The sequence below is a fragment of the Paracoccus cavernae genome, assembly GCF_042430175.1.
In the GTDB taxonomy this organism is placed as follows: Bacteria; Pseudomonadota; Alphaproteobacteria; order Rhodobacterales; family Rhodobacteraceae; genus Paracoccus; species Paracoccus cavernae.
Genome location: NZ_JBHMDZ010000048.1, coordinates 153,407 through 171,913 on the forward strand (window position 1 = coordinate 153,407; position 18,507 = coordinate 171,913).

The window sequence follows — 18,507 nt, forward strand, 5'->3', positions numbered from 1 at the left end:
ATGTCGATCGCCATTGGTCTTGCCCGCACCATCCGCACCATGCCGCCGACCGCGATTTTCGGCGTGCTGGTCATTCTGGCCTATGCCGTCGTGACGATCTTCGCGCCGCTGATCGCGCCCTATGGCGAGGCCGAAATCGTCGGCGCGCAATTCGAGCCTTGGGAGGGCGCCTTTCCGCTCGGTACCGATTCCCTTGGTCGCGATATGCTCTCGCGCCTGATCTGGGGCGCGAGGAATACCGTCAGCATCGCGCTGATCACTACGGTTCTGGCCTTTGCAATCGGCGCGATTGCGGGACTTCTGGCGGCGGCTCTCGGCGGCTGGTTCGACCTGATCCTATCCCGGATCGTCGATATTCTGATGGCGGTGCCTGCGCTGATCTTTACGCTGCTCGCGCTGTCGGCCTTGGGACCGGGCGTGGTCAATCTGATCCTCGTGATCGCGGTGCTCGATTCAACCCGCGTTTTCCGTCTGGCCCGCGCCACCGCGATGAATGTCATGGTGCTCGATTACGTCGAGGCCGCCAAATTGCGCGGCGAGGGGACCTGGTGGATCATCCGCCGCGAGGTCCTGCCCAATATCGCGGCCCCGCTGATCGCCGAATTCGGGCTGCGCTTCTGCTTTGTCTTCCTGACGATTTCGGCTCTGGCCTTTCTTGGTCTGGGCTTGCCGCCACCGATGGCCGATTGGGGGTCGATGGTGCGGGACAATGCCTCGCTCATTACCTTTGGCGATGTGACGCCTCTGCTGCCCGCAGGCGCGATCGCGCTTTTGACGGTCGCGGTGAACTTTGTCGTCGACTGGATGCTGCACCGCGCTTCGGGTCTGAAGGATTGATGCCATGCTTTTGAAAATCGACGGGCTGAAGATCGAGGCCAAAGGCGAGGCGGGTTGGAACCCGATCCTGCACGGGGTCGGATTGCAGCTCGACCGTGGCGAGGTCATGGGGCTGATCGGGGAATCCGGCGCGGGTAAATCGACGCTCGGTCTGGCGGCGATGGGCTATGCCGCGCCGGGGCTGCGCTTTGCCGGAGGTAAGGTCATGCTCGACGGGGCGGATCTTCTGGCGATGCCCGACCGAGCGCGCCGCGATCTGCGCGGCAAGCGCGTGGCCTATGTCGCGCAATCCGCGGCGGCGAGCTTCAACCCCGCCTGGCGTCTGCTCGAGCAGTTCTGCGAAGGGCCCATGATCCACGGCACCAGCACCCGTCCGCAATCCGAGGCCTTCGCCCGCGAGCTTTACGCCAAGATGCATCTGCCCCATCCCGACCAATTCGGCCTGCGCTTTCCGCATCAGGTATCGGGCGGGCAATTGCAGCGTGCGATGGTTGCGATGGCCATGGCCTGTCGCCCCGATCTGATCATCTTCGACGAGCCGACAACCGCGCTGGACGTGACAACGCAGGTCGGCGTTCTGGCCTCGATCCGCGAGGCGGTACGCGAATTCGGCACGGCCGCGATCTATATCACCCATGATCTCGCCGTGGTTGCACAAATGGCCGACCGGATCAAAGTCATGCGCCACGGCCGCGAGGTCGAGGAGGCACCGACGCGCCAGATGATGGAGGCCCCGCGCGAGGACTATACGCGCTCGCTTTGGGCGGTGCGCGAATTCACACGACCGGCGCGCGCGCTCGACGAAAGCACGGTGCCCACCATCCGCATCTCGGGCGTGACGGCAGCTTACGGTGCGGTCAATGTGCTGGAGGACATCAGCTTCGACATCCCGAAAGGCGCGACCGTCGCGGTCGTCGGCGAATCCGGTTCGGGAAAATCCACGACCGCTCGGGCGATCACCGGCCTTTTGCCGCCGAAAACCGGCACGGTCATGCTCAACGGCGTGACGCTGCCGCCCGCGCTCAAGGACCGCAGCAAAGAGCAGCTGCGCCAGATCCAGATGATCTACCAGATGGCCGATACCGCGCTCAATCCGCGCCAGACCATCCGCCAGATTTTGACGCGCCCCATCGCCTTCTACCGCGGCCTTTCGGGGCGCGCGCTGAACGAGCGGTTGCACGAGCTGATGGAGCAGATCGAGCTTGATCCGGCGAAGTTTCTCGACCGGTTGCCCTCGGAATTGTCGGGGGGCCAAAAGCAAAGGATCGGCATCGCGCGCGCCCTTGCCGCCGAGCCGGAGTTCATCATCTGCGACGAGGTCACCAGCGCGCTCGACCAACTGGTTGCCGAAGGAATCCTGCGCCTTCTCAGCCGCATTCAGGACGAAACCGGCGTCTCCTACATGTTTATCACCCATGATATCGCGACGGTGCGCGCGATTGCCGACGAGGTGGTGGTGATGAAGGGCGGGCGGGTGATGGATCAGGGCGCGAAGGCCACCGTTCTCGATCCCCCGCGCCATCCCTATACGGTCGAGCTGCTGGCCTCGGTCCCCGAGCCGGATCCCGATTGGCTGACCCGCCGCATCGCGCAGGGTGTCCAGTAGGAATGGCCACGATCACCGATCCGCAGACCTTGGCCTTCATCGCCGCGACCGAGGCCGCCTATCCCGCCGATGCGAACGGTGCCAGCGCCGAGGAAAACCGGCGCTATTACAACCAGATGTGCAGCTTGTTCTATCGTGGACGTCCAGAGGGCCTCCCCGTCACGGATCGCGCGATCGCCGGCGTGCGCTGCCGCATCTACGGAGCGGAAACGCCGGTCGTCGTGCTTTACGCCCATGGCGGCGGCTATATCGTCGGCGGGCTCGAAAGCCATGACGACATTTGCGCCGAGATTGCGGATGCCACCGGCCTGCAGGTTGTCGCGGTCGATTATCGTCTCGCGCCGGAATACCGTTTTCCCGCGCAAATCGGCGACGTCGGCGCGGTTTGGGAGGCATTGGACCGCCCCGGCGTGGTCGTGGGCGATAGTGCGGGGGCCTGTCTGGTCGCGGCGCTGTGTCTGGATCTGCGCCAAAGCGGGCGGATGCCTTTGGGACAGGTTCTGATCTACCCCGGACTGGGCGGCGACGGCTCGGCACCATCCTATCACGAGAATGCCGAAGCGCCTTTGCTGCGCAGCAGCGATCTCGCGGGCTATAGCCAAGCGCTTCTGGGTGACCAAATCCCGACCGAGCTTTCCGCCCCTTTGCTGGCCGGTGATCTCGAAGGGCTGGCGCCCGCTTTCATCGTTTCGGCCGATGTCGATCCTTTGCGTGACGACAGCCGCGACTATGCCGCCAAGCTGGCGGCGGCGGGTGTTCCGGTGACCTGGCGCAACGAGGCGCAGCTTCCGCACGGCTATCTGCGCGCGCGCGCCAGTTCCGACCGTGCAAGGCGCAGCTTTGGCGCAATTCTGGTGGCCATTGCGCGATTTTCCGGTGCCGAGCGCTGGTAGCAATCCGCAAAATGGCGCAGAATATGCGGATGCAAAGCCTGTTCTCCTCTCTCCCCGTGCCCCCGCCTTCGGATCCCCCGCATCGCGACCTGACCCGTCCGGCGCATTGGCAGCAGGCCGAGGCCGAACAAGCCCCCGCTTTGGCCCGCGCGGCCGCAGCGCTCGGCGCGCTCGATGCCGCGATCGAGGATGCGCCTTGGCTCTTGCCGCGCCTCGCCTTGATCGAGATCGAGGCGATGCTCGCCGCACAGGGCATCACGCAAAACAGCGAAGATATCGGCCGCGATCTGCTGGCTGCTTGGGGTGGTGCGGATGCCGAGGGGTTGATGCAGGCGCGATGGGCGATGCGTCGCCTCGCGCCCGAACAGGCCGTGGACGAAGCGCCGCTCAAACGGCCGGTGCCCCGAGATCTGCGCAATTTTCTGGGGCTGCACCGCGTCGAGGTCTCGGGTCTCGCCGAGGATCAGGTGCAGCGTCCCGCGGGCGATGATTTCGACGCGGCAAGCAGCGGCTTTCTCAAGGCTTTCGACCGGATCTCTGGGCGTCACCCCCTGACCCGCGCGGCTGCGGCCTTGCCATTCTGGCGCCTCTCCGGCCTCTCGCCGGTCGAGGATGTGATCGAAGGCGCAAGTTTTGCGGCATTGGTGGCCGTGCAGGACCTGCCCTTTCTGGGCTTCGCCCCGCTCGGTCGTCACGGCCGGACCATCTGGCGGCTTGGAGGTACCCCCTCGGAGCGGTTGGCGCATACGCTCGAAGCCTTCCGCGCAGGCGCAAGCGATGCCCGCGCCGAGCTGCGCAGGCTGCGGCACTGGCGGGCGGAATCTTTGAGAGCTGTGGCGCGGATGAAGGGCGAAACCCCCGCCCGCATGATCGAGGCCGCGCTTTTGCGGCCATTGGTCGGCACCGAGGATATCGAGCGGGCTTTGGGCATCTCGCGCGATAGCGCCGAACGCGGTTTGGCGCGGCTGCAAGAGATGGGGATCTTGCGCGAGATTACCGGCCGCGGCCGCTTCCGCCTATGGACCGCGGGCCGCTGAGGCAAGCCGCGCGGGTTAGCGCGGCTTGATCTTTTTGACCAGACGCGAGGCCGCCCGCAGCGGTGCCGACACGCGCCACGACGTGCTGCCATAAAGCGCGGCAACGGTATGTTCGAGCTGGGCCAGAGTTTTGGCGTCGATTTGGCCACGCTCCCGCAATGCGTCGCGTTCGGCCGTCAGCGCTATGGATTTGACGCTTTGCTGATCCAGACGGAACTCATGTGATTCAATCACCGATTGCAGCGCGGCCGTGCGCTTTTCATAATCGGCACGCAACTCCGACAGGGCTTGCTCGCGTTCCTCCAAGTCGCGATCAAGCGCTTCCTTTTGTTGCTGCAGAGCCTCGTTTCGGGCGGTCAAATCACCAAGGCTTTGGACCAGCCTGTCACGCTCGGCTGCCAGATCCGCATGGGCCTGACGGGCGAGCTTTCCTGCCGAGAACAGGCCCTGTGCATTCTCTGCCAGGCCCGCGACATTGGCCGACGCCTCACGGACTTTTTCGTTAATCGCATCAAGCACCGCATAATCAGACGCCTGCTCGCCCTCAGTGACCCAGCGCTCGAGCACGGCGTAAACCGTCGCGACCCAATCGGGCAAAGGCTCTGACGCGGGGGTCGAGAAATGGCGCAACTCGCCGGTCAGGAAGTCGTCCAATTCCGGTGCCGCCTCTTGCAGATCGCGCGGCCAGTCAAAACCGAGCCCGTCCGAAATCTTGCCGACTGTGACGCGCCAGTCGTCGAGCACCTCGTCGAAATTGGTAAAGACCCGCGCCATGCCGCGTGAATCGGCTTCGGCATCAAGCACATGGCGCAACCACAGGATCTGGCTGTATTCCGGATCATAGTCCCACCACCGTTGCAACGAGCGCGCGACATCCATCGGATGACGATGCGTATGCACGACAAGCGGCGTGATCCCCGCGGCTTCAAGCGCAGGAAGCCAAAAGGGCAGGAGGCGGCAAATACGCGGATCCTTGAGGAAAAAGAGCGAAGACTGCCCGAATTCGCGTTCGATATCGATTTTCGCGCGCTCGCCGAATTGCGTCAGCCCTTCGCTTTGCAACCATTCGCGCGGCAGATTGCGGCAATCCCACCAGCTCGTATTTGCAGCGGCGAGCAAATCCTCATTCAGTTGCGTGACGATATTGGATTCGAAAAAGCCTTTGGCATTCATTTCGGTACCGGCGGCGAGATCGCCTGGTGCATCCGCACCCATTAAGCCCATGACCCCTGAAAGGGCCGAAGTGCCCGAGCGATGCATGCCCAGCATCAGCAAAACGCGTCTTCCGCTTATGGCTTGGGGTGCTTGATCGGTATGGCCGCTCATCTGTCTCACTTTCACGCCCAAGCATCGGACCAGAAAGGGCTTTCACCCCGGGTCTTAGGCAAATCGTATAAATACCATTATTCTCAGTCTCTTACGCATATAACGAAATTGTTACCATTGCGTCAAACAATGTTTAGCCGCCCCGAGAAGGGGCGGCTAACGAACAGAAAAGAATTCGAATGAAGCGGAAAGTGTCGCATTAATGCGGCAGCAGGTGAGCGCGAGATTGCCCGATCAGACCCGAACGATTGCGGGCTTGAAGCGGTAGCCGTCCCAAATCGCCTTGTAAATCTTGCGCTTGAGCTCTGAGGAGACCTGACCTGCTCGCATCTGCCCGCGCACGTTTCTGGCAAAGGACAAGACCCCCATCAGGCCGCGCTCGCGCCGGTGATAAGAGGCCTCGTTGCGCGCGCCATAGGCGAATTTCCAGACGTTCTTGTCGGTAATCAGGCTGAAGTTGACGCCTTTGTTTTCGGGCGTGTCGTGAATGACGCGGCTGTCTGGGACAAAAATGCCGGGGTAGGATCGCGCAATCCGGCGCGTATATTCGGCGTCGTCGAACCAGATGAAATAATCGGCGATCGGCAATCCGTGATCGGCAACTGCCCATCGCGGGATCAGAACGGAAACGAAAGAGCAGGAGACAACCAGAGTATAAAGCGTCTCGCGGCTTAGAAAGCGCGGCCAATCCCATACCGGCGCGGGGACATTCATCTCGCAAAGCGAGCCGTCGATCCATTCGACGCGCGAACAGGCAAAGCTCGGGCGCCATTGATAGCGCGCCTCGAAATCACGGATGCCGTTCAGAAGTTCTTCGAGCGCATCCGGTTCGGGATAGGCATCATCATCGGAAATCCACAGATAATGCGCGCCCTCCGCATAGGCGATCTTCATGCCCTCGTGGAAACCACCGGCTCCGCCGACGTTTTTGGGCAGTTTGATATACCGCACCTCGGGCATGTTTTTGGCGGCGACCACTTGCTCTGTATCATCGGTCGAGGCGTTGTCGACGACATAGATCGTATCCGCGCGCCGGGTCTGAAGCGCCAGAGCATCCAACACGCGGGCGAGCTTGTCCGACCGGTTATAGGTTACGATCACGGCAGCAACTTGGCTGAGCATGGTCATAGGCTGGGCTCCATTCCTTCGGCGACGGCTTGATAAATCGGCATGAGAACTTCTTTCGCGGTCGGATCCGCGGCGAGTTGCCGGTAACGGCGATGAAGCGCTTCCTGCATTTTCATGATGAAATTCCCGTCACGCCAAAGCCGCTCGACCGCCGCGGCGCTGTCTCGGATCGAAGCTGTGGGCTCGAGGCCGACCATCAGCTCCGGCGGGATGATTTCGGCCTGGCCACCAACATCGGTGCTGACCGGAATACAGCCGTGCTGGATCGCCTCGTAACAGACCAGTGCGAGCCCTTCGTTGTTGGAGGGCAGCAAAAGGATGTCGCTTGCATCCATCAGGGCCGGCACATCGACATTCGCAGGCAGAAACTCAATCACGCCCTGCAGGCCGAGCCGGCGTACGAGAGCCTCTGTCGCGGGTCGCATCACCCCTTCGCCGACCATTTTGACGCGCAAATCAACGCCGTTCTTGCGCGCCCATTTCACAAGAGTCTTCACGGTATAGACAACGACAAGTGGGCGTTTTTGATATTGGTACCGCCCGATATAGGCGATGTTGAGGACCTTTTTTCCTGCCTCCATCGTGACCGGCGGCAGGGTGATTTCTTCTTCGCTGCGCGTGAGCATCCGCCCCAGAAGCACCTTGTCGCGGTGATGGAAGCGGGTGTCGAAGAAGGTTTTCAACTGGTTGCTGATCACATGCTGGAAATCGATATAATTCGTCCAAACACCTGAAATTCTTGGATATCCACCGTCATTATATTCGACGATATGGGTGGAATCGATCACCGTGATCTGCGGGATCGTTGCACGGATATGTGCAAGTGCCGCATAGATAGGCGTGCAGTGGTGGATGTGGATCAGACGGATGTTTTCCTGCTCGATCAATTTGACCAGAAAGCGGGGCCAGAGATGGTGGGGCAAGAACCGGTCGACGCGGATGAACTGCACGTCGGGGTGATTGGGCAGGCGATCGGCCAAGCGCTGTAGCGCCGGAACAGAGGCGACGACGATCACCCTCAGACCGGCTTCGAGGGCCCAGTTCACCGTATCGAAGGCAAGCTTTTCGGCGCCGCCGACTTCGAGCCAATGGAAGCCGACCAGAACGGCGGGGCGCTGGTCCGACGCAGGGCGCTCCTCGACCGGAAGCAAGCCAGGGCAATAGGCGAGCGACCTCCAACTGTGCCGCTCAGACGACTTATTCCAGCGCCGCATCTCGACCGCATAACGGATCTTTTCGTACAAGAGAGGCGAGGCGCGATAGATCCACTTGATGCGACCGGCAGGGGCCCAATTGTCACCGTCAAAGGCCAGTTCGCCCTTGGTCGGCGGCGGCGGAATATCGAGAGAAACCGATGCTTTCGGTGCATGTTCATAGGGTTCGGGGAACGACATCTTGCCGAGAAAAGCCGCGCGGAACACCTCCGGCTGAATGGTCTGCTCTCCTTCATGCACATGAGGATGTGCGTACCGCGGGTCGCGGCCTTCGTTCAGGAAGAGCGACAGCTTGCGATCGTCGAAAAGCCGCTGGTAGATCGCTTTGGCCTCGGTCAGCTCCCGTTCGAAATGCTCGCGTTCAAGCAAAAGAGGCTGCGGTTTCGGCGCACGGGTCTTCACGAAGGTATCCTTTCTCGGGACCAAATACACAACATTCGTTTAGTGGGGTAGACATCAGACATAAAGGCTAAAACTCGGTGCCCGAAGGTCACTTTTCGACAGCTTCGCCTGATTTCGCGCAGAAAATATCACGAGTGGCATCTTCCAGCCCATCACGGAAACGTGTAGCTGGAATGTGAAACCGCGCTTAGGTTAAACCAACATAAATCTGGGCGTATCGGCTGAGCGGAGGTGCAACATGCATAATGTCAAAATCAATCCTGCCATCAGGAACTTGCTTGAATCGCGCCATATCTTCCCGAAGGTCGGCGGCGAGACGTCATCCTTCGACCGCATAGAACGCATCATATTCGACGAGAAACTCAAGGTCTCGGATTTCACGTTGCATTTCGTGCGCGAGGGGCGGCTGATGATCCTCGGATCGCTAGGTTACATGAGTTACGCCCATTCGCCGATCCATCGTTTTTCTACCGGCGCCTTCTGCTCGATTGCATCCGATCTCAAAATGATGCGGGCCAATCATCCGCATGAGCGCGTATCGACCCATCCGCTCAGCTTTGGTCCCTATTACATCGGCCTTGCGCGCGAGCTGGGGGCCAAGTCGACCAAGATCGCGTCCCGTTACAACGGAATGCCGGGGCCTGCAAAGATCCAAAACGACGTCTGGATTGCCGCGGACGTCACGATCGCAGGCGATATTACCATTGGAACGGGTGCAGTTATCGCGGGTGGGGCCGTCGTCACCAAAGACGTTCCGCCCTATGCGATCGTCGGCGGCGTTCCTGCCAAAGTGATCAAATACCGCTTCCCGCCGGAGTTGATCGCCCGCCTTTTGGCGACCGAATGGTGGAACTATCCGCTCGAGGTTCTTGCCGAGTTCAGCTTTGACGATCCCGAGGCATTTTGCACTGCCTTCGAGAGAAGAAAATCCGAATTCAAAAAGAAAGAGCCACGCTGGTTTGTCGCAAAAGATATCATGGCTCTTGCCTGAAACGGCGTTGAAGAATGACGGAAAACAGTCATGCTTCCGTCATTCTTGAAGGTTTGAATATCCCCTGATCCAGGCATGGGCATCATCGGAAAGCTTCGAGTTCAGCAGATAGGTCTTCAAACGGGGCAGACAATCATTCGAAGCGTCAAGTTCGGTAACAGCCCTGACCCTGCCGAAATCGGCCGGATCATCAAAGAAATGATCATTTTGGGACAGACGCCTGATTATTTTCAGAGAGTCTTGATAATGTTCCACCAAAATTTCACGATTCTTGGTGCCAAACATTTCCACATCCGCCTCGGGCATATGTGGCACTTTTTTGATCCCGCCGATCAAATTGTGAACAAGCTCGAGTGCTTGGTTTCTCGGGAGCTCGACCAAGGCACGCCGCCCGACTTCCGCGAATGCGGAGGGGATGGACGGGTTGAAGTCACCGGGATCAACAAGGCCGGAAGGGAAGGAAATGCCGGAATTTTTGACAAAGTCCTGAACGACCCCGCCTTTTTTGATAAAGCTGTCAAAGTTGCGGACAACCACGCGCGCTTTGGGGAAATGCTCCAACCAGGTTTCGACCATTTTGCCATGTTGGACATGCGCGGACGACGAATAGTGGTTAAAGCCCTCACCGCGAAGTGGTCGAATTTTCTCGCCGAACTTCAACCTTTGGCGGTGCCATGACGAGAGATAGTTGTCCGGACGCCGCAGATTCGCATAAATCGTGACATCGTGATGCGCGAGCCGGTTGGCCAGCCGCGCGATGGATTTCTGTTGCTCGGTATGGCTGAAGAGCGCGAAGACCTCGGAGCAAATCAACAAAGCTTTTGGTTCAAGCGCTTTGATCTGGTTCTCGATCATCTCGAACATTTGAAAGCCGGATGGAACCTTTTCGTAGTAATGCGGAACGCCGTGGGAATCTTCTTCGGTTTTCAGAACCAAGGCCAACGCATTATGCGGCTCGGTCACGTTCAGCTTGTCGCTGATCCAATCGAAATCGCGCCCGTTCCGGAGCGCCGCCATATTATGTGCAACGCCCTGACTTTCGACCGACGGATAAAGGATTCCCGCCTTCAGCAGGGCGTGAAAGTTACGCGATAGAAAACGCTGAAGCGAAGTCGAGCCAGTTTTGAAATGCCCGATAAAGAGGATGACCTTCATGATGAAACCAAGCCGGCAAAAGCCGCCTTTTCCCTTTCTTATAGCGGGTTTACGTTGAAGGCAGGCATTTTCTTGCCTTCATTCAATGCATTCAACCACGCCCGACCGCAGTCCAAAGCCTCGCGGATTGTCACATCCATATCGAGATAACGATAGGTTCCGAGCCGGCCAACAAAGGTCACCTTTTCTTCCTTTTGGGCCAAGGCGACATAATCAGCCAGCATAGTTTTTTCGGCGACCTGCCTGATGGGGTAATAGGGAATGTCGTCCGGTCCGCAGGCCCGTGAAAACTCGCGGTAGAGCACCGAGCCTTCATGGCTTTCCCAAGGAGAGAAATGTTTGTGTTCGGTGATGCGGGTGTATGGGGTCGCCACATCTCCGTAATTCATGACCGCACAGCCTTGATAATCTCCGTCGAATTCAAAGCGCTCGAAATCCAAGGTACGATAGCCAAGGCGACCCAATTCGTAATCGAACCATCCATCAATCGGGCCGGAATAGAAAACATGATCGTAGCTGTCGATTTCATCCCGGGCGACACGCGTGTTCAGGCTCAATTCGATATTGGGATGATCGAGAATTGCGGCGATCATCGCGGTATAGCCGTTTTCAGGCATGCCTTGAAACTGATGGAAGAAATAATTGTCGTCGTAATTGAACCGGACCGGCAACCGCTTGAGGATGGAGGCCGGCAGTTCGCTCGGGGAACATCCCCATTGTTTGATCGTGTAGCCTTTGAAAAAGGCCTCGTAGAGTTCGGGGCCGACGAAGCGAAGGGCTTGCTCTTCGAAGGTTTGCGGATCGGTGATCGATGTATCGGCTTTTTGCTCGAGGAAAAGCCGCGCCTCGTCGGGACGCAAAGTCTGGCCGAAAAACTGGTTGATTGTATGGAGGTTCACCGGCAGCGAGTAGACGGCCCCCTGAGAGGTGGTCTTAACGCGGTTCTTGTAGGGCAGGAACGTCTCGAAACGGTTCACATAATCCCAGACCTCGGCGTCATCGGTATGGAAGATATGGGGGCCGTAAACATGCACCATGACGCCGGTCGCAGCATCACGTTCGGTGTGGCAGTTGCCGCCGATATGGGGACGGCTGTCGGCGATGCTCACGCGGTGGCCGGCCTCCGCCAACATGCGGCCGATCACCGCGCCCGAGAGGCCCGCTCCGACCATCAAGCAATGCTTAGACATGATTACTCCCGCCTTACGTCTCAATGATTTATAGTGCTATCGCGCAAAGCGGGGCGGTTTACAATGCGCCGGAACCTGCATTTTTGTATCTGTTGCGCAAGGTTCCGGTCAAATCGCGCAGACCGATCTGGCCCTTTGCGACCATGCGCGCAAGGCGCAAGGGGTTGGCCGCGGTCACGTCGCTGCGCCCGATGTTGAGGATGGTGCGATGCGTGACCTCGGGACCGGAAAACTGCTCGCGCATCAGGTCGCCCATGACATAAGCGCTGAAAATACGCTCGGCGAGAAAGCCGATATAGCGCCGCTGATAGGCCGAACGCCCCTCGGGCTGCCGGCGCCGGTGCACGGCGGCAAGCAGCGGGAACAGCAGCGCGCTGTAGTGATCGAAAATATCGCGGCGCATGATGAAAATATTTCCGATAATCAATCTGTTGCCACCAAGGGACCGCTCAAAATCCGGTCTGAAATCCGGGCGCATTTCTGCAATCAGATCGCGCAGGAGGGCCAGATCGCCAGCGTCGTGGCAATGGGCATATTGGGTCTCGACCGAACGCCGCATACGGATCGGTCGCGGTGCAACCACCGCGCCGAGACTATCCGAGGCAAGGCTCCGATCCGCTTCGGCCATATAATTCGCGGCATCGAAGTCCATGACGAAACGCTCGGGGTGGCGCGTGTCCTGCGGCACCGGCGAAAGATCCAACAGGCGGCGATAATGCATCAGCCCGATCGTGCTCGCGTCGCGGTTGTTCTTCCACGCCCAAAAATGCGCCGTCAGTTCGCAATATTCCGGATTGAGATGCGAGATATTCTCGCCTGTCGCGTCTCCGGGCATCCCCGCCAACGGCGTTTCGGCGGCGACGCGGCCGACGTGGATCGGCTGCAGGGTCGCGCTCGCGATCCGCGGACTTTCCTTGTGATAGGCCAGATAGACACGCGCACCCGACGACGCCGGCACATCCTGCTGCGCCGGCAAAGCGACCGAAACCACGGGGTCTGGGTAGGGCGGAGAGATCATGGCAAACAAGGCGGGACTTTGAATGAAACCAAAGAGCCCCTTGCCGCCGGACAGCTTGCGACATGCCTTTGCGACAAATGACTCTGTACAATTTTAACAAATGCGGGTTCCGCAGCGAAAAAACAATCCCTCGCTTAACCAATTGTTATCACTCTGTTCGTTTCGGCGCTCCGCCTCTTAGGGTTGTGCGGAGCTGCGCACCGGGGTGACGCTTATGCTTTAAGGCGGGATTTCACTGCAATTCCCGCAAAGTATCGCCTCTGACCCCAACGAAAGAATGGTGCCACCCGTCAGTCCCTATACCTCCGCGACTCGGCGGGAAAGGGCATGCGCGGGGTGATCAAAACATCGTGTTGCCGTTCGCGGCTTCTTCGGGCACGTCCTGAATCACGTCCCAATGTTCGACAATTTTGCCGTTCTCGACGCGAAAGATATCGACCACGGCCTGTCCGCGATCCCCGGCACCGTTGGTCGAGTGGACATGGAGCCATACCAGATCGCCGCTCGCGACCGAGCGGACGATCTCGTTACGGGCCTCGGGGTTCTCCGCGAAATAGCCGGTAAAATAATCGACGAAGGGATCTTTGCCGTCGGGCACATAGGGATTGTGCTGGATGTAGCCGTCAGCCACGACCGAAGCCGCACTGGTGTCGTGCTTGTTGAAGAAACTATCGTAAAAGCCGCGCACCAGCTCTTCGTTGCCGGCCTCGGTGGCGGTGTCGCGCTCTTGCGCGAAGGCGAGCGGGGCGTGGATTGCCAGCGCCATGCCGAGAACGGCGGCCTTGATGGTTTTGCTCATATTGTTCTCCTGCAGATATCGCCGAAAGCGCAGGCAGGGCCTGCGGCACCCTCATTGACCAGACCGGAGCAGGGTTATTTGCTCAATTGACCTAGGAGCTGTTGAGGATGCAAGGCGTCCAAAGGGGATGCAAGCGGCCGTCCCTTGCCGCCTGATCACTCTGTCTGAACTCTCCGCGAGGGCATGCATCGGCGGCGCGCGTTAAGGCCAACGCCTCCCAAGGCGCTGGCGTGGCCGGCTTATTCGACCTTGGGCACGGGGCGCGGCGCACCATTGGCGTCGATGGCGACGAAGGTGAAGGTCGCTTCGGTGACCTTTTCGCTGTCGTCGGATTCACGCGCGCGCCGCCATGCCTCGACATGGATCTGCATCGAACTGCGGCCGACATGCGTCAGCTCCGCAAACAACGAGACCTCGTCGCCGACCTTGACGGGGCGGTGGAACTTCATCCCCTCGACAGCGATCGTCGCGCTCCGCCCGCGCGAGGCCAAAGCGGCGACGCTGCCTGCCGCAAGGTCCATCTGACTCATCAGCCAACCGCCGAAAATATCACCGGCGGGATTGGTGTCGGCGGGCATGGCTATCGTGCGGATCGTCGGATTGACGCGCGCGCATTCGCTGGAATCAGTCATGGAAATCGGCCTTTTGAAACTGGAACAAGGATCGGTCTTTGAAAGGCACAGCAAAGCGCCCGTCCGGACCGACCCGATTCCCTCTCTATCTGCCGGAAGGGCTGACGACTTGGCAACCGCCAAGACGCGGCAACGCGGGCCGACGCGCGACCAAATCCCTGTGCGAGACCTAGAAAGCGGCCATCAGACGCCCCGAAGCCGCGCCGCGTTGCGGGCCATCCGCTGTGGGGGCCGAGGCGCGCATCAGATCGTCGCGCAGGCGCTTGCCCTGCGCCCAAGGTCCGAAACCCGACGCGACATTCACATGGCCCGCATGGCCGAGGTCGACCAGCTCAGACCCCCACGCCCGCGCCAGATGCGCCGCACGGTCAAAGCCCATCCAGGGGTCGTTGCGGCTGGCGACGACACAGGTCGGCACCGGCAGCACCCGTTCGGCCAAGGGTGCGAAAGCATCGATGCGCGCCGCACCGGCGGGCTCGGCGGGGGCGACCAGAAGCGCTGCGCGGATGCGCAGCTGCGGCCAAAGCCCGAGGATGCGCGCGACCAGAACCGCGCCCAAGGAATGGCCGACAAGGATGGAATCGGGGTGGCGCAGCACCATTCCGGCAAGCTCGGCCTCCCACAGGGCGGGCTTCGGCCGCTCGGGCGCGGGCAGGTCCACCATCACCGCATGCGGGTCGCTCAGCGCCCACCAATGTTGCCAATGCGGGTCGGGAGAGCCGTCGAGGCCCGGAACGATCAGCGTCTTGGTCATCGAAATCTCCTTTCCTGATCACTAAATCTAGCACAAAGGTCGTGTTTTGCGGCACTAAAGATCGCGACAATTAGAGAAGATCTTGCTCTTTCGCCGCCCGCTTGTGGATGAGCCTGCCTGCAAGCTCCGACAACCGCGCCATTCGGGGTCGCATGCGCGTGAAAACCGCGGTCGGTCCGCGGAATCCTTGCAAAATCCATGTCGGAGTTTGCGCGCTCCACGTTTACACTCGGCAGGGTTCGACCCTCGCGGAGCAGCTCATGAGCACCACCAAGCCCGCCCTTTCATCAGGGCTTTTCACCGCTTTCCGCCTGAAACCCGGCGATAACCTGACCGAGGGCCTGCGCGCCGCCTTTGCCGCCTCGGGTCTTGAGGCGATGAGCGTCGTGACCTGTGTCGGCAGCCTCACGCGGGTCCTGATCCGCCATGCCAACCGCCCCGACGGCACGCTCTATTCCGGCCATTTCGAGATCACCTCTCTCGTCGGCACGATCGATGCCGCAGGCGAGCATCTGCATCTGACGATCAGCGACGGCGACGGGCGGGTTTTCGGCGGCCACCTTTTGCCCGAAGGCTCGGCCGTCTATACGACCGCAGAAATCGTGGCGCTCGCGCTGCCGGAGATGCGTTTCAGCCGTGAACCCTGCGCCGATTCAGGTTACGACGAGCTTGTGATCACAAACCGCATCGGAGATTAACCCTCATGACTTCGACCCTTTCGACACGGGTTCTTCTGCTGATCGCGATCGGCATCGCGGTGAATATGGCCTTGGGCCAGATCGCTCAGGCAATCAAACTGCCGATTTTTCTCGATTCGCTCGGGACCATGGTTGTCGCTGTCATGGCGGGGCCTTGGGCTGGCCTTTTGACCGGAGTCGTGACCAATCTTCTCTGGGGCCTGATCCTGTCGCCGACCGCGGCGGCATTCGCGCCGGTCGCAGGCGTGATCGGGCTGGTTGCGGGTCTTCTGGCGCGGGCGGGCCTGTTCAGGGGGCCCGTTCTGGCCGCGATTTCCGGTGTAATCATTGCGGTTGCACTCTCGTTTGTCGCTGTGCCGATCCGAGTCTGGCTCTTTGGGGGCGTGACCGGCAGCGGCGCGGATTTCCTGACCGGATGGCTTTTGCAGACCGGACGCGACCTCTTCAGCTCGACGCTGGCGACGGTAGTGACGAGCAATCTCGCCGACAAGATCGCGACCGCACTGCTGGCCTGGGCGATCCTGCGCGGCCTGCCGTCGCGTGCGGTAAGCGACTGGCCCTTCCTCCGCCACAGCCGGAAAGCCGGATGAGCGTAGGGGCGCGGCCTGACAGCGGGCTGCTCTTCCGACTCCATCCCGTGACGCGGCTGGCGATGATCCTGCCCGTGCTCGCGATGCTGCCCTTTGCGGGGGTGCTGCCGCTTGCAGTGGTCGCGTTGGCCTTTCTGGTTTGGGGCATGGCGGCAGGGATCGGCGGCCCGATGGCACGGCGCATGGCGCTTGTCCTGTTGCCGGTCGCCCTTGCGCTGGCCGCTGTCCACGGCTTTCTGCTGCCGCGCGGGACCGGCATCGCGACCGGTTTTCATGAGGTGTTGCTCTATCCCGAAGGGCTGGCGCACGGTGGGCTGATCCTTGCCCGATTGGCGGCACTTCTGGCGGCGGGCCTGCTGGTCGTCACCGCGACGCCGCCCGGCGCGCTGGCCGACGGGCTCGAGGACAAGGGCCTGCCGCCCGCCGCCGCCTATCTGCTGACCGCCCCCCTCGGCCTCGCCCAAAGTCTCGCGCTCGAAGCGGGCGTGATCCGCGATGCCCTGCAGGTCCGCGGCATGCCGCTGGCCGGATCACCACTGGCACGGCTCCGCGTCGTTGGCGCAATCACACTGGCGCTGGTCAGGGTCCAATTGCTCGAAGCGGCCCCGCGCGCCCTCGCGCTCGAGGCACGCGGCTTTCGCGCCTTGCCGAGCCGGAGCCTCCTCGAGCCGCCCGCCGATAGTGTCGTCCAAGCGCGCGCCCGTTGGGGATTTGTGGCGCTTTCGGTCCTGATCCTTGTGGCCGGAGTCGCCGGATGGGCCTGACGATCGAGGCTGCGGGATTTACATGGCCGAGCGGCCTGCGCCTGTTTGACGGGCTCGATCTGGCCCAACCGGAAGGCGACCGGATCGTCATCACCGGTGGGAATGGCGCGGGGAAATCGACGCTTGCGCGGCTGATCGCGGGGCAGGCTGCGCCGGATCGCGGGCGGGTGCTTTGGCATGGGAGGGCGTGGTCCGACATGACCCGCGCCGAGCGGGCCGCCACAGTCCAGCTCGTCGGCCAAAGGCCCGATCTTTTGCTGTCCGGCCGCGCGGCAAGCCTTGCCGGCGAGATCGCCTTCGGCCCCGAAAACCTCGGCCTGCCGCGCTCCGAGATTGCCGCGCGGCTCGAGGCGGCCCAATCCGCGATGGGCCTCTCGCATCTGGCCCACCGCGATCCGCGCCAGCTTTCGGGAGGCGAGGCGCAACGTCTGGCAATCGCCTCGGCCCTCGCGATGCGGCCCGCGCTGTTGGTGCTGGACGAAGCTTTGACCGATCTCGACCGGCAATCGCGCGACGGGTTGGCCGATAGGTTGCTGGCCTTCGACCCCGCGATGACGGTGATTGCGCTTGATGTGGCCGCAGAGCATTGGCTGGCGCAGGGCTTTCGCCATGCCGCCGAACTTGCGGGCGGGCGGCTGCATCCGCCCACGCCGACAATTCGCCCCACAAGGGCCATCGCGCCAATCGGGACTGGCAGCCCGTCAGCCGCGCCGCTCGTCACGATCCGCGATCTCGGCTTTGCCCATCCAGAAAGCGCTCCGCTTTTCACCGCGCTTGACCTGAGCCTGCCTGCAGCTGCCGCGATTGCGGTTACGGGGCCGAACGGGGCGGGCAAAAGCAGCCTGATGCGGCTGATTGCCGGTCTGATGAGGCCCTCGGCAGGAGAGATTTCGGTGGCAGGCCTGCCCGTGGGGGCAACCAAGCCGCGCGCTTTGGCCGCGAAGCTGGGCATGGTCTTCCAAAATGCCGACCGCCAATTCGTCACCGCCTCGCTTCTGGCCGAGGCTGCTCTGGCACCACGTCTGCACGGGCAGAAAGATCCGGCGCGTGCAGCGCTAGACGCGCTGGCTGCGGTCGGGTTGCAGGAAAGCGCGGCGAGGCATCCGCTCGATCTCGACAATGGCGGGCGTCGTCTGGCGGCAGTGGCCGCGGCGATCGCGCATCAGCCGGCGCTTGTCATCCTTGACGAGACCCAACGCGGCCTCGACCCCGATCACCGCGCGCGGCTCGAAAGCGTGATTGCAGCGATCCGCAAGCGGAGCGGTACGGTTCTTTTCGTTTGCCATGACGAGGAATTCGTCGCCCGCAATGCCACGCATCGCCTTGCGGTCGCGGCGGGTTCGGCCGTTCTCTGCCCGCCCGACAAGGCGCAACCGGCGGGCGGGCTGGACGCCTTGCGACCGATTTAGCACAATGCGGGCGGCCGTTTTGGCGGCACAACGGGTTCATGTATCGCCTGACCGCGATCATCGG

At 61.3% G+C, this 18,507-nt stretch carries 19 protein-coding genes; 10 read left to right on the plus strand and 9 right to left on the minus strand.

Annotated features, from left to right (window positions below):
* The 4 genes from ACFFUC_RS17350 to ACFFUC_RS17365 are packed head-to-tail and all read left to right on the plus strand — an operon-like array spanning nucleotide 1 to nucleotide 4,373.
* Nucleotides 1-837 (plus strand): ABC transporter permease, encoded by an 837-nt coding sequence (locus ACFFUC_RS17350; RefSeq protein WP_377688159.1) that lies wholly within the window; start codon nucleotides 1-3, stop codon nucleotides 835-837.
* Nucleotides 838-841: 4 nt separating this feature from the next.
* Nucleotides 842-2,443: an ABC transporter ATP-binding protein gene (locus tag ACFFUC_RS17355; RefSeq protein WP_377688160.1), complete on the plus strand. Its 1,602-nt coding sequence runs from the start codon at nucleotides 842-844 to the stop codon at nucleotides 2,441-2,443.
* 2 nt (nucleotides 2,444-2,445) lie between these two features.
* Entirely contained in the window at nucleotides 2,446-3,336 is an 891-nt protein-coding gene (locus ACFFUC_RS17360; protein ID WP_377688161.1) for an alpha/beta hydrolase, read from the plus strand.
* Nucleotides 3,337-3,359: 23 nt separating this feature from the next.
* A complete protein-coding gene (locus ACFFUC_RS17365; RefSeq protein ID WP_377688163.1) occupies nucleotides 3,360-4,373 on the plus strand; it encodes a helix-turn-helix domain-containing protein in 1,014 nt (337 codons plus the stop codon).
* Nucleotides 4,374-4,388: 15 nt separating this feature from the next.
* Here ACFFUC_RS17365 and ACFFUC_RS17370 read toward each other — a convergent pair whose 3' ends face one another.
* The gene (locus ACFFUC_RS17370) at nucleotides 4,389-5,273 is read right to left on the minus strand and encodes a sulfotransferase family protein (RefSeq protein ID WP_377688164.1); all 885 of its coding nucleotides are present in this window, start codon (nucleotides 5,271-5,273) and stop codon (nucleotides 4,389-4,391) included.
* Between ACFFUC_RS17370 and ACFFUC_RS17375 the strand changes: the two genes are divergently transcribed.
* Nucleotides 5,262-5,591 carry a hypothetical protein gene (locus tag ACFFUC_RS17375; protein WP_377688165.1) on the plus strand — a complete coding sequence of 110 codons (330 nt, stop codon included), beginning with the start codon at nucleotides 5,262-5,264 and terminating at the stop codon, nucleotides 5,589-5,591. The two genes, ACFFUC_RS17370 and ACFFUC_RS17375, sit on opposite strands and share 12 nt — an antisense overlap.
* Before the next feature lie 342 nt (nucleotides 5,592-5,933).
* On the opposite strand, the gene ACFFUC_RS17380 is transcribed toward ACFFUC_RS17375, so the two are convergent.
* Together ACFFUC_RS17380 and ACFFUC_RS17385 are read right to left on the minus strand one after the other, a co-directional pair.
* Complete coding sequence (locus ACFFUC_RS17380) at nucleotides 5,934-6,827, minus strand: glycosyltransferase family 2 protein (protein WP_377688167.1); 894 nt, start codon at nucleotides 6,825-6,827, stop codon at nucleotides 5,934-5,936.
* Nucleotides 6,824-8,443 carry a glycosyltransferase gene (locus ACFFUC_RS17385; RefSeq protein WP_377688169.1) on the minus strand — a complete coding sequence of 540 codons (1,620 nt, stop codon included), beginning with the start codon at nucleotides 8,441-8,443 and terminating at the stop codon, nucleotides 6,824-6,826. Before ACFFUC_RS17385 ends, ACFFUC_RS17380 begins: the two co-directional genes overlap by 4 nt.
* A gap of 238 nt (nucleotides 8,444-8,681) precedes the next feature.
* Here ACFFUC_RS17385 and ACFFUC_RS17390 point away from each other — a divergent pair, with 238 nt between their 5' ends.
* The gene (locus ACFFUC_RS17390) at nucleotides 8,682-9,434 is read left to right on the plus strand and encodes a CatB-related O-acetyltransferase (protein WP_377688170.1); all 753 of its coding nucleotides are present in this window, start codon (nucleotides 8,682-8,684) and stop codon (nucleotides 9,432-9,434) included.
* 39 nt (nucleotides 9,435-9,473) lie between these two features.
* Here the strand turns inward: ACFFUC_RS17390 and ACFFUC_RS17395 are convergent, their stop codons facing one another.
* The 6 genes from ACFFUC_RS17395 to ACFFUC_RS17420 all read right to left on the minus strand — a co-directional run bounded on the left by ACFFUC_RS17395 (nucleotide 9,474) and on the right by ACFFUC_RS17420 (nucleotide 14,982).
* A complete protein-coding gene (locus ACFFUC_RS17395; RefSeq protein ID WP_377688171.1) occupies nucleotides 9,474-10,589 on the minus strand; it encodes a hypothetical protein in 1,116 nt (371 codons plus the stop codon).
* A gap of 38 nt (nucleotides 10,590-10,627) precedes the next feature.
* A complete protein-coding gene (gene glf, locus ACFFUC_RS17400; protein ID WP_377688173.1) occupies nucleotides 10,628-11,779 on the minus strand; it encodes a UDP-galactopyranose mutase in 1,152 nt (383 codons plus the stop codon).
* A 58-nt stretch (nucleotides 11,780-11,837) separates the two neighbouring features.
* Complete coding sequence (locus ACFFUC_RS17405) at nucleotides 11,838-12,797, minus strand: DUF4422 domain-containing protein (protein ID WP_377688174.1); 960 nt, start codon at nucleotides 12,795-12,797, stop codon at nucleotides 11,838-11,840.
* A gap of 340 nt (nucleotides 12,798-13,137) precedes the next feature.
* Nucleotides 13,138-13,596, minus strand: a complete 459-nt coding sequence (locus ACFFUC_RS17410; protein ID WP_377688175.1) for a nuclear transport factor 2 family protein — start codon at nucleotides 13,594-13,596, stop codon at nucleotides 13,138-13,140.
* A gap of 239 nt (nucleotides 13,597-13,835) precedes the next feature.
* The gene (locus ACFFUC_RS17415; RefSeq protein WP_377688176.1) at nucleotides 13,836-14,228 is read right to left on the minus strand and encodes an acyl-CoA thioesterase; all 393 of its coding nucleotides are present in this window, start codon (nucleotides 14,226-14,228) and stop codon (nucleotides 13,836-13,838) included.
* A 169-nt stretch (nucleotides 14,229-14,397) separates the two neighbouring features.
* Nucleotides 14,398-14,982, minus strand: coding sequence for an RBBP9/YdeN family alpha/beta hydrolase (locus tag ACFFUC_RS17420; protein WP_377688178.1), 585 nt, complete (start codon nucleotides 14,980-14,982; stop codon nucleotides 14,398-14,400).
* A gap of 260 nt (nucleotides 14,983-15,242) precedes the next feature.
* Between ACFFUC_RS17420 and ACFFUC_RS17425 the strand changes: the two genes are divergently transcribed.
* From ACFFUC_RS17425 to ACFFUC_RS17440, 4 genes are read left to right on the plus strand one after another with little or no spacing between them, the layout of a single operon-like run.
* A complete protein-coding gene (locus ACFFUC_RS17425) occupies nucleotides 15,243-15,680 on the plus strand; it encodes a PPC domain-containing DNA-binding protein (protein ID WP_377688179.1) in 438 nt (145 codons plus the stop codon).
* Nucleotides 15,681-15,685: 5 nt separating this feature from the next.
* Entirely contained in the window at nucleotides 15,686-16,270 is a 585-nt protein-coding gene (locus ACFFUC_RS17430; RefSeq protein WP_377688180.1) for an ECF transporter S component, read from the plus strand.
* Nucleotides 16,267-17,034 carry an energy-coupling factor transporter transmembrane component T gene (locus ACFFUC_RS17435; protein ID WP_377688181.1) on the plus strand — a complete coding sequence of 256 codons (768 nt, stop codon included), beginning with the start codon at nucleotides 16,267-16,269 and terminating at the stop codon, nucleotides 17,032-17,034. Before ACFFUC_RS17430 ends, ACFFUC_RS17435 begins: the two co-directional genes overlap by 4 nt.
* A complete protein-coding gene (locus tag ACFFUC_RS17440; protein ID WP_377688182.1) occupies nucleotides 17,025-18,443 on the plus strand; it encodes an ATP-binding cassette domain-containing protein in 1,419 nt (472 codons plus the stop codon). Before ACFFUC_RS17435 ends, ACFFUC_RS17440 begins: the two co-directional genes overlap by 10 nt.
* The last annotated feature ends 64 nt before the right edge of the window (nucleotides 18,444-18,507 follow it).

Coding starts and splice junctions, on each gene's coding strand:
- ACFFUC_RS17350 (WP_377688159.1), top strand. CDS start 1: ATGTCGATCGCCATTGGTCTTGCCCGCACCATCCGCACCATGCCGCCG.
- ACFFUC_RS17355 (WP_377688160.1), top strand. CDS start 842: ATGCTTTTGAAAATCGACGGGCTGAAGATCGAGGCCAAAGGCGAGGCG.
- ACFFUC_RS17360 (WP_377688161.1), top strand. CDS start 2,446: ATGGCCACGATCACCGATCCGCAGACCTTGGCCTTCATCGCCGCGACC.
- ACFFUC_RS17365 (WP_377688163.1), top strand. CDS start 3,360: ATGCGGATGCAAAGCCTGTTCTCCTCTCTCCCCGTGCCCCCGCCTTCG.
- ACFFUC_RS17375 (WP_377688165.1), top strand. CDS start 5,262: ATGCGTATGCACGACAAGCGGCGTGATCCCCGCGGCTTCAAGCGCAGG.
- ACFFUC_RS17380 (WP_377688167.1), bottom strand. CDS start 6,827: ATGACCATGCTCAGCCAAGTTGCTGCCGTGATCGTAACCTATAACCGG.
- ACFFUC_RS17390 (WP_377688170.1), top strand. CDS start 8,682: ATGCATAATGTCAAAATCAATCCTGCCATCAGGAACTTGCTTGAATCG.
- ACFFUC_RS17395 (WP_377688171.1), bottom strand. CDS start 10,589: ATGAAGGTCATCCTCTTTATCGGGCATTTCAAAACTGGCTCGACTTCG.
- glf (WP_377688173.1), bottom strand. CDS start 11,779: ATGTCTAAGCATTGCTTGATGGTCGGAGCGGGCCTCTCGGGCGCGGTG.
- ACFFUC_RS17405 (WP_377688174.1), bottom strand. CDS start 12,797: ATGATCTCTCCGCCCTACCCAGACCCCGTGGTTTCGGTCGCTTTGCCG.
- ACFFUC_RS17410 (WP_377688175.1), bottom strand. CDS start 13,596: ATGAGCAAAACCATCAAGGCCGCCGTTCTCGGCATGGCGCTGGCAATC.
- ACFFUC_RS17415 (WP_377688176.1), bottom strand. CDS start 14,228: ATGACTGATTCCAGCGAATGCGCGCGCGTCAATCCGACGATCCGCACG.
- ACFFUC_RS17420 (WP_377688178.1), bottom strand. CDS start 14,982: ATGACCAAGACGCTGATCGTTCCGGGCCTCGACGGCTCTCCCGACCCG.
- ACFFUC_RS17425 (WP_377688179.1), top strand. CDS start 15,243: ATGAGCACCACCAAGCCCGCCCTTTCATCAGGGCTTTTCACCGCTTTC.
- ACFFUC_RS17430 (WP_377688180.1), top strand. CDS start 15,686: ATGACTTCGACCCTTTCGACACGGGTTCTTCTGCTGATCGCGATCGGC.
- ACFFUC_RS17435 (WP_377688181.1), top strand. CDS start 16,267: ATGAGCGTAGGGGCGCGGCCTGACAGCGGGCTGCTCTTCCGACTCCAT.
- ACFFUC_RS17440 (WP_377688182.1), top strand. CDS start 17,025: ATGGGCCTGACGATCGAGGCTGCGGGATTTACATGGCCGAGCGGCCTG.